Here is a 6,475-nt window from a genome sequence, read left to right on the forward strand (position 1 = left end):
GGCTGCGGGTCCTGATCAACAAGGCGTTTAGTCGTGCACGCATCGAGCAGTTACGAAACCGCGCCGAAGTGCTGGCTGAGGATCTCGTCGATCGGATGCGCGCAAAATTGAAGCCCGATATTATTGAGGATTTCGCCCTTCCGCTTCCGTTGACCATGATCTCGGAGCTGCTGGGCTTGCCCGAGGAGGCCCGGACGCGCTTTCGGAGGTGGACGAATGTTTTTCTCGGAGCGCGATCGGAATTTCGCATGGCACTGTCGCTGCCCTCGATCTTTGCACTAATGCGATATTTGCGGCGCCTCGTTGCCACGCGCCGGCACACCCCGAAGGATGATCTGATCTCCGCGCTCATCGCCGTAGAGGAGGGTGGCGACCGGCTGAGCCAGAACGAACTGATCGCCATGTTGGTACTCCTGATCATAGCCGGCCACGAGACGACCGTGAACCTGATCGGGTCCGGAATGCTGGCGCTAATGGAGAACCAGCGCGAGAAAGAGCGCCTGCTTGGAGATTTTTCGCTCCTTGGGTCTGCGGTCGAGGAGTTGTTACGCTTCACGGCGCCTGTCGAGACCGCAACGGAGCGATATGCGGCCCAAGACATTGACATGCACGCCACCAGGATCAGGCGTGGCGACGTGATTTTCCCCGTCCTTGCCTCCGCCAATCGGGATGCTCAGAAATTCGCGGAGCCCGATCGGCTGGACATAGGCCGCAAGCCCAATCCGCATCTTGCGTTTGGAGACGGCGTTCACTATTGCGTCGGCTCGCATCTGGCGAAGATGGAGGCCGAGATCGCGTTCGGTTGCTTACTGAGACGCCTGCCTAAGTTGAGCCTCGCCTGTCCTGCTCGCGAACTGAGGTGGCGCGCCGCACCGGTTGTTCGTGGCCTTAAGTCGTTGCCGGTCATCCCCTAGTCGCCGCTGCAACGGCGCGGTGCTCGAACGCCATCGCGGTCGGGTCGATCGATTGCGCCGCGTCGACCAACTGGCCGGGCGTACAGCGACGAACGAGAATCGTGCGCGGCTTGGGATTGACTTGGGATTGAGATGCTGGATCGCGCGTCCGAACGGGATGTCGCTCGTTTCAAGCTGCTCGCGGATATCGCCCGAAAAATTGTCCAGAAAAAGCCAGTTGAGAGCATCGACCACCGCGATTCCGGCGGTGGCCAGTCGCTCCTTCCTGAAAGTGGCCCCGTCGCGGCCTGTCAAGCGGCGGGAACGCGCCGCCCGCACCGATTCGTCGACCTTGTCAGCGGCGCAACATTGGAAGCGAAGGAGTGTAATGGAAGGTCCAATTTGAGGATGTCAATCAGTCCAATTTAGGCAGCGTCTCCAGACCAAAACCTTCTAAGTTAGCCTTGTTGATCGGATTGACCTGAGCGCCTGGCTCTCGCCCGATACCCAATCCGCTCGCGCAAATCACCACGCGAGGCTGCTTCCCGAAGCAACGCTGGCAAGGCGGTGCGCTTGTCGATGGGGGTTCGCTTAGCATCTCCGCGCAATCCACCCTTTGGCCGCGTGCTCGTCACCTTCAACGACCACGATCACGCCGCATCCGCGCGGCGCGGCGCGCGTTCATCGAAGCATCTGCGCAGCCGCCTCAGCCCTTCGGCAATCCGCCCTGTTTCGATCGCCCCATATCCCAGGATGATGCCGGCCTGAGGCTTTCGGTCTACTCGGAAGGTCGACATCCTCTGGATGGCGACGCCGAGATCAAAGGCTCGTGATGCGATCGCATCGATATGATCAACCGACGCTCTTCGCGCGTAGGCTGCGACATGCAACCCGGTGCTCGATGGAACAAGGTCGAGGTGATCGCCGAAGTTCCTCTTGATTGCCGCGGTCAGCACCTCATGCCGTTCGCCATAGGTGCGGCTCACCTTGCGAATGTGGCGCGCAAACGCACCCTCGTCGATGAACCAGGCCAGGGCGCTTTGCGCCATTGTCGCTGTATGCCAATCGGTAACATGCTTCGCCTTGTGCGCCGCCTCGCGCAGCGGCGGCGGCACGACCATGAAGCCGAGCCGGAGAGTCGGCAGCAACGTCTTTGAAAACGTGCCGACATACACAACGCGACCGGTCGTGTCGAGGGTCTGAACCGGCTCGAGCGGTCGCCCGCCGAAGCGAAACTCGCTGTCATAATCGTCCTCAACGACAACTGCATTGTTGCGCTCGGCCCAGGCAAGCAGCGCACGTCGACGCGACAGGCTCATGGCCACGCCGAGGGGATACTGATGCGACGGCGTCACGTAGACCGCCTTGGCCTCGGCCGGCAGCGCCTGCACGACGAGACCTTCGCGGTCGACCGGCACACCGATCACGCGCGCGCCCAGCGCATTGAACAAGTCTTTTGTAGGTAGATAGCCCGGATCCTCCATCGCAACGACATCGCCAGCCTCGAGAAGCACGCGAGCGATGATGTCGAGTGCCTGTTGGGTGCCACTGGTCACGACGACGTCGTCGGCCGATCCGGAAATGCTTCGTGAGATGCCGATGTGGCGAGCGATCGCCGTGCGCAGGTCCCAATTGCCCGCAGGATTCTCGTAGACGCCTCCCGCCATCTCGCATGAGCGCAGCGCACGAGCGACGACCCGCCGCCAGGCTCGGTGTGGGAACAACGAAGCGTCCGGAAGCCCGGTTCTAAAATCGAAATCCGCCGCGCGGACAAAGACCGTCGGAACCGATATGGTCTCCCAAACTCCACGCACCCGAATTGCGCGGACCGTCGATCGCCTTGCTTTCGATGCCGGACGTCTTGCCGCAAGCTGATGGCTCACGAACGTCCCGGCACCCACATGGGATGTCGCCAATCCGTCCGCGACAAGGGTTTCGTACGCGATCGTCACCGTCGATCGTGCAACCGTCAGCGCGGCTGCTAGCTCCCGCGTGGGAGACAGCCGCTCTCCGGGCCGAAGGCGCCCCTCCAGAATTGCCTGCCGGATCTGCCGGTAGATCTCGCCGCTGAGGTCACTTCGACCAACAAGACTGATATGGAAAGCCATAGTCATGGGCTCTCTTTCCATTGGACTGGCTATTGGCTTTGAGCCGATCGAGCGATGACTGTTGAGCTTGATGCTGATTTTAAGCGCGCTATTTGGGCTCCGTTCGACGCACTTTGCTCGCTTGGAACTCTAGTCACAAAAGTTATTCCGATCGCGACGATGATGGCCGGCGGTAGGTACGACGATCTTCCTGACTGAGGTTGCTCGGGATTGGGTTCATGCGTCTTATCATGAGCGCGTGTAGCTCGCTGGCCCTTCTTCGCCGGCATGGGCCAGCGCAAGAACCGTGTTCCCCATCCAAGTCGACGATGGCTGGACGCCGCGGCTCCCTTCCGACTCGTGATCGAACTCGTGAGCGAATTGACAACAACGGACATGATAAGTCCTCCTGATGACGAGCCATCGTCGGCGGTCAGGGTGTGCTTGCGGTCTCAATGCGAGCGGCCATCGTCGTGGCGGCCCGCGTACAGCGCACGATCGCCTCGCGCTCCGCGTAGCTCGCCGTCTGGTCAATACCGGCGCAGCGGCCTGAATGGTTCGTTATGAACAGGGTGCTCGGTCAGCTCCTGAAATGACGAATGAGGCTGAACAAGGGATTAGTCCGCTCTGCGAAATGGCGATGTGAAGCGCTTCACACCTTTACTTCACACATTTGCGAGAATTTCTCGCTGGTCGTGAATGCCCGCCTCGCTCCCCGACCGACGTGGCTGAATGAAGTCGGTTGATGTCCGGTTGTGACCCATTTGAGACATATGCGCTTGCAGAAAGCGCTTATCGAGACCCGGCATGCCATGGCTACCGGAAACTCAGCTCTCACCGATGCCGCGTCCCAGATTAACGGGTAGCCAATCCGCTCGGGCGGATCGGTAAGGCCCCTCTGTGTCTGTCTACGACTTGGCCGCGCTCGCGCGTTCTGAATGACTTTGAACGGGCGGTTCCGCAACTCATGGTCCGGTCCTCAAGAGCTCACGCTAGCTCTGCGCCGGCATCTCGTTTTTGACCGGAGACATGCCGCGCTCCTGGCGTAGTTTCTGCACGCGCGAGCTCCAGACTTGTGGATGCTCAACTCTCGCCACTTGGCTCTCGACCTTGTCGAACAGATCTTCGATCAGGGCATTGTGCAGTGGACGGATCAGGAAATACCATCGCCACGTCGAATTGAACGTCAGCTCAGCCTTCATTGTGTGCCGTAACAAGCAAGTCATGTCGTCAACGTCTTGCAACGTAAATTCGTGGAAGCCCTGCCGGCCTCCGCTGAACTCAAATCGGATGTGCTGACCTGGAGTATAGGACGACACTGTGTAAGGACCAGTGCCGTGCGCCCCGGTGGCCCCGACCTGCAGCGGTAGATTGAATTTCACACGCGGCCAGTTTTCGTGCGGCCAGAATTTGTCGTCGGCTGAAGCAAGCGTATCCAGCAATGCACCGACGCGCGCAGTGGGAGCCGCGATTGTCCGCGCATGAATATTGCTCATTTTCATGGGTCACGGCTCCAGAAATGAAAGGCACGAAAGCACAAGTGGTGAGGGCAGCCACGACCGCGGCCCAATGCTCCCAATGCTAGAGGCGCATCATAACCTACCCGCCGCGATCGCGTTCGCCATCAGCTTCTGGACGCCGTACCTGTGGAACGGAACGACGAAAAACAGGTAGAGTTTACCGGACAGGCTGTGGACCGTGCAGATGGTGGAGACGACCACGCTCGTTCTGTCGCCGTCGGGCACTTTTAGTACCGATAGCCTGAAATCCATGTGCTTGTTATTGCGCCCGGCGACGACTTCATCCTCGCTGAGCGAGAAAATCGGCCAGACGCCGATCTTTTCACCGACGACATAGCGATCCTTGATCTCGACATTGAGGACTTCGGACGTGGTCGGTGCATCCAGGCCAGCAAGGGAGGCGACCTTGTTGCGGACGATCAGGAGCAGCTTCATCCACAGCGGATGATGCGCGAAAATGCCGAAGAAGACATCGACGATGTCAAGCTCCCTGCGGCTCAGCGGCGCCCGGTAGGAATCACGGAAATACGCGTGTTCGATGACCTCGCGACTGAGCATGCTGCCGGGCGGCACATCGCATTCAACGACGTTCATGCGAAACTCCGAACATGGCAATCCGTGCGAATGGCGGCGGTCCCCATCAATGGGTCACCTTGACGAGGCCCCAGCCCTGCAACTCCTTAAGGCTGATATTGATATTGGCGCGCGCCACCGAAAGGGTGACCGCGATCTCCTCGGCGTTCAGGGCGCGCCCCGAGAGTACGGAAGGGCGTCGATTTGCGCAACGGCACGGCTTACGCCTCAAGCGCGTTCCCATTTCGGCCCAGTGCGGGATGACTTTTCGGTAAAGGTGAGAGGTTCATTGGCAAGACCCGGCGGCCGCAATTGGCCCATCGCGACGAGTTTCGCACGCTTCCCTTAGGTCTCATTTCGAAGGAAGAGCCGACGTGATTTGCTGATCTTGAGTATTACTGCTCGTGACCCGAAGCCGACCTCTGCGTTGGTGCATAAGAGATTAGGCGTTGCCATCGTGCGGATCGGACAGAGCGATCAACGTTTGGTGCGTGCTCTCGCAGTGCTGTGCGCTTCCGCCAACCGTCGAGCCGCTGCTCGCTGTTGTGTTGACATTAGTGATCATGTGTTGCCGCCGTAACCATTTTCGTTGAGGGCTGAAGCGATGACGTAACGGAGTCCACGCCATCCTTTCGCAGTCGAAAAGCCGCCAGAATCAAGTGCGGCGCCATGTTCGACAATCGGAGGATGGAGTGCCTATCATGCTTGCCGAAAAGTTCTTTCTGATTCTGGAAACGCTCATTCGTCACATCACCGATACAGCCCGATACCCGGATGGAGGACCGAAGGTGATAAGCCGAGCACGGCACGTTCCGATCAAATCGCCGGAAATTGATAAACCGGAGGCCGCCTGAGTTAGCGGCGTTTTTCGCGAATGTCACCTCTTGGCCCATCAGCGAAGTGGTGACACCCCTCATTGAGAGTCCGCTTACTGGGGCGGAGCGGGCTCGATTTGCTCACACTGAGTTCTTCGCATTTTGACCCAAGGCGGAAATATGCGCTGGTTGGTCTGAAGCTGGAAGGCTGTTACGCGCACCTGGCCGGCGCGTGCAATCGATCATCTGGCGCGGTCCCGAGCGCCCGCGCGGGCGCTCGGTCACGAACGCCACGCGCCGTGGTCCTCGGCCCTAAGGGAACGTCACGCCGAAAGCAGCCGGATCAGGCTTCTCGCCTTTCCGGGGCACCAACAAGCGCTCCAGCCCACCCGGCACGTAGGTGGCCAGCAGGGTCGCTTGGTCGCCGACCACTTCGATCGTATGCGGCACCCCACGGGGAAGAGCCGCGTAGGAGCCTGCCCCCACCTCAACGCGGGAATCGCCGACCCGCGCGATTAGCCGCCCCTCAACCACGTAGACTAGCTCGTCCTCGCGCGAGTGAATGTGCATCGGAGGCTCCTCCCCAG

Annotated in this window: 8 protein-coding genes; 3 read left to right on the top strand and 5 right to left on the bottom strand. The window is 60.0% G+C overall.

Annotation, left to right across the window (positions count from 1 at the left end):
• Nucleotides 1–914, top strand: a 914-nt coding sequence (locus J6497_RS39955; RefSeq protein ID WP_225709636.1) for a cytochrome P450 family protein, incomplete at its 5' end; no start/stop codon positions are given.
• 132 nt (nucleotides 915–1,046) lie between these two features.
• The gene (locus J6497_RS39960) at nucleotides 1,047–1,322 is read left to right on the top strand and encodes a hypothetical protein (RefSeq protein WP_225709637.1); all 276 of its coding nucleotides are present in this window, start codon (nucleotides 1,047–1,049) and stop codon (nucleotides 1,320–1,322) included.
• Nucleotides 1,323–1,543: 221 nt separating this feature from the next.
• Here the strand turns inward: J6497_RS39960 and pdxR are convergent, their stop codons facing one another.
• The 4 genes from pdxR to J6497_RS39985 all read right to left on the bottom strand — a co-directional run bounded on the left by pdxR (nucleotide 1,544) and on the right by J6497_RS39985 (nucleotide 5,305).
• A complete protein-coding gene (gene pdxR, locus J6497_RS39965; protein ID WP_446479940.1) occupies nucleotides 1,544–3,022 on the bottom strand; it encodes a MocR-like pyridoxine biosynthesis transcription factor PdxR in 1,479 nt (492 codons plus the stop codon).
• 950 nt (nucleotides 3,023–3,972) lie between these two features.
• Nucleotides 3,973–4,482, bottom strand: a complete 510-nt coding sequence (locus J6497_RS39975; RefSeq protein WP_225709638.1) for a hypothetical protein — start codon at nucleotides 4,480–4,482, stop codon at nucleotides 3,973–3,975.
• A 90-nt stretch (nucleotides 4,483–4,572) separates the two neighbouring features.
• Entirely contained in the window at nucleotides 4,573–5,094 is a 522-nt protein-coding gene (locus tag J6497_RS39980) for a DUF2867 domain-containing protein (RefSeq protein WP_225709639.1), read from the bottom strand.
• A 46-nt stretch (nucleotides 5,095–5,140) separates the two neighbouring features.
• Nucleotides 5,141–5,305, bottom strand: coding sequence for a hypothetical protein (locus J6497_RS39985; RefSeq protein WP_225709640.1), 165 nt, complete (start codon nucleotides 5,303–5,305; stop codon nucleotides 5,141–5,143).
• A 469-nt stretch (nucleotides 5,306–5,774) separates the two neighbouring features.
• Here J6497_RS39985 and J6497_RS39990 point away from each other — a divergent pair, with 469 nt between their 5' ends.
• Nucleotides 5,775–5,927: a hypothetical protein gene (locus J6497_RS39990; protein WP_225709641.1), complete on the top strand. Its 153-nt coding sequence runs from the start codon at nucleotides 5,775–5,777 to the stop codon at nucleotides 5,925–5,927.
• A 273-nt stretch (nucleotides 5,928–6,200) separates the two neighbouring features.
• On the opposite strand, the gene J6497_RS39995 is transcribed toward J6497_RS39990, so the two are convergent.
• Nucleotides 6,201–6,475 (bottom strand): cupin domain-containing protein (locus J6497_RS39995; protein WP_225709417.1); only part of this gene is annotated, 275 nt, incomplete at its 5' end.

The sequence above is a fragment of the Bradyrhizobium cenepequi genome, assembly GCF_020329485.1.
Lineage (GTDB): Bacteria > Pseudomonadota > Alphaproteobacteria > Rhizobiales > Xanthobacteraceae > Bradyrhizobium > Bradyrhizobium cenepequi.

Excerpts from the sequence above, each read along its gene's own strand:
- J6497_RS39990 (WP_225709641.1), top strand. The coding sequence starts at position 5,775 with ATGCTTGCCGAAAAGTTCTTTCTGATTCTGGAAACGCTCATTCGTCAC.
- J6497_RS39975 (WP_225709638.1), bottom strand. The coding sequence starts at position 4,482 with ATGAAAATGAGCAATATTCATGCGCGGACAATCGCGGCTCCCACTGCG.
- pdxR (WP_446479940.1), bottom strand. The coding sequence starts at position 3,022 with ATGGAAAGAGAGCCCATGACTATGGCTTTCCATATCAGTCTTGTTGGT.
- J6497_RS39960 (WP_225709637.1), top strand. The coding sequence starts at position 1,047 with ATGCTGGATCGCGCGTCCGAACGGGATGTCGCTCGTTTCAAGCTGCTC.
- J6497_RS39980 (WP_225709639.1), bottom strand. The coding sequence starts at position 5,094 with ATGAACGTCGTTGAATGCGATGTGCCGCCCGGCAGCATGCTCAGTCGC.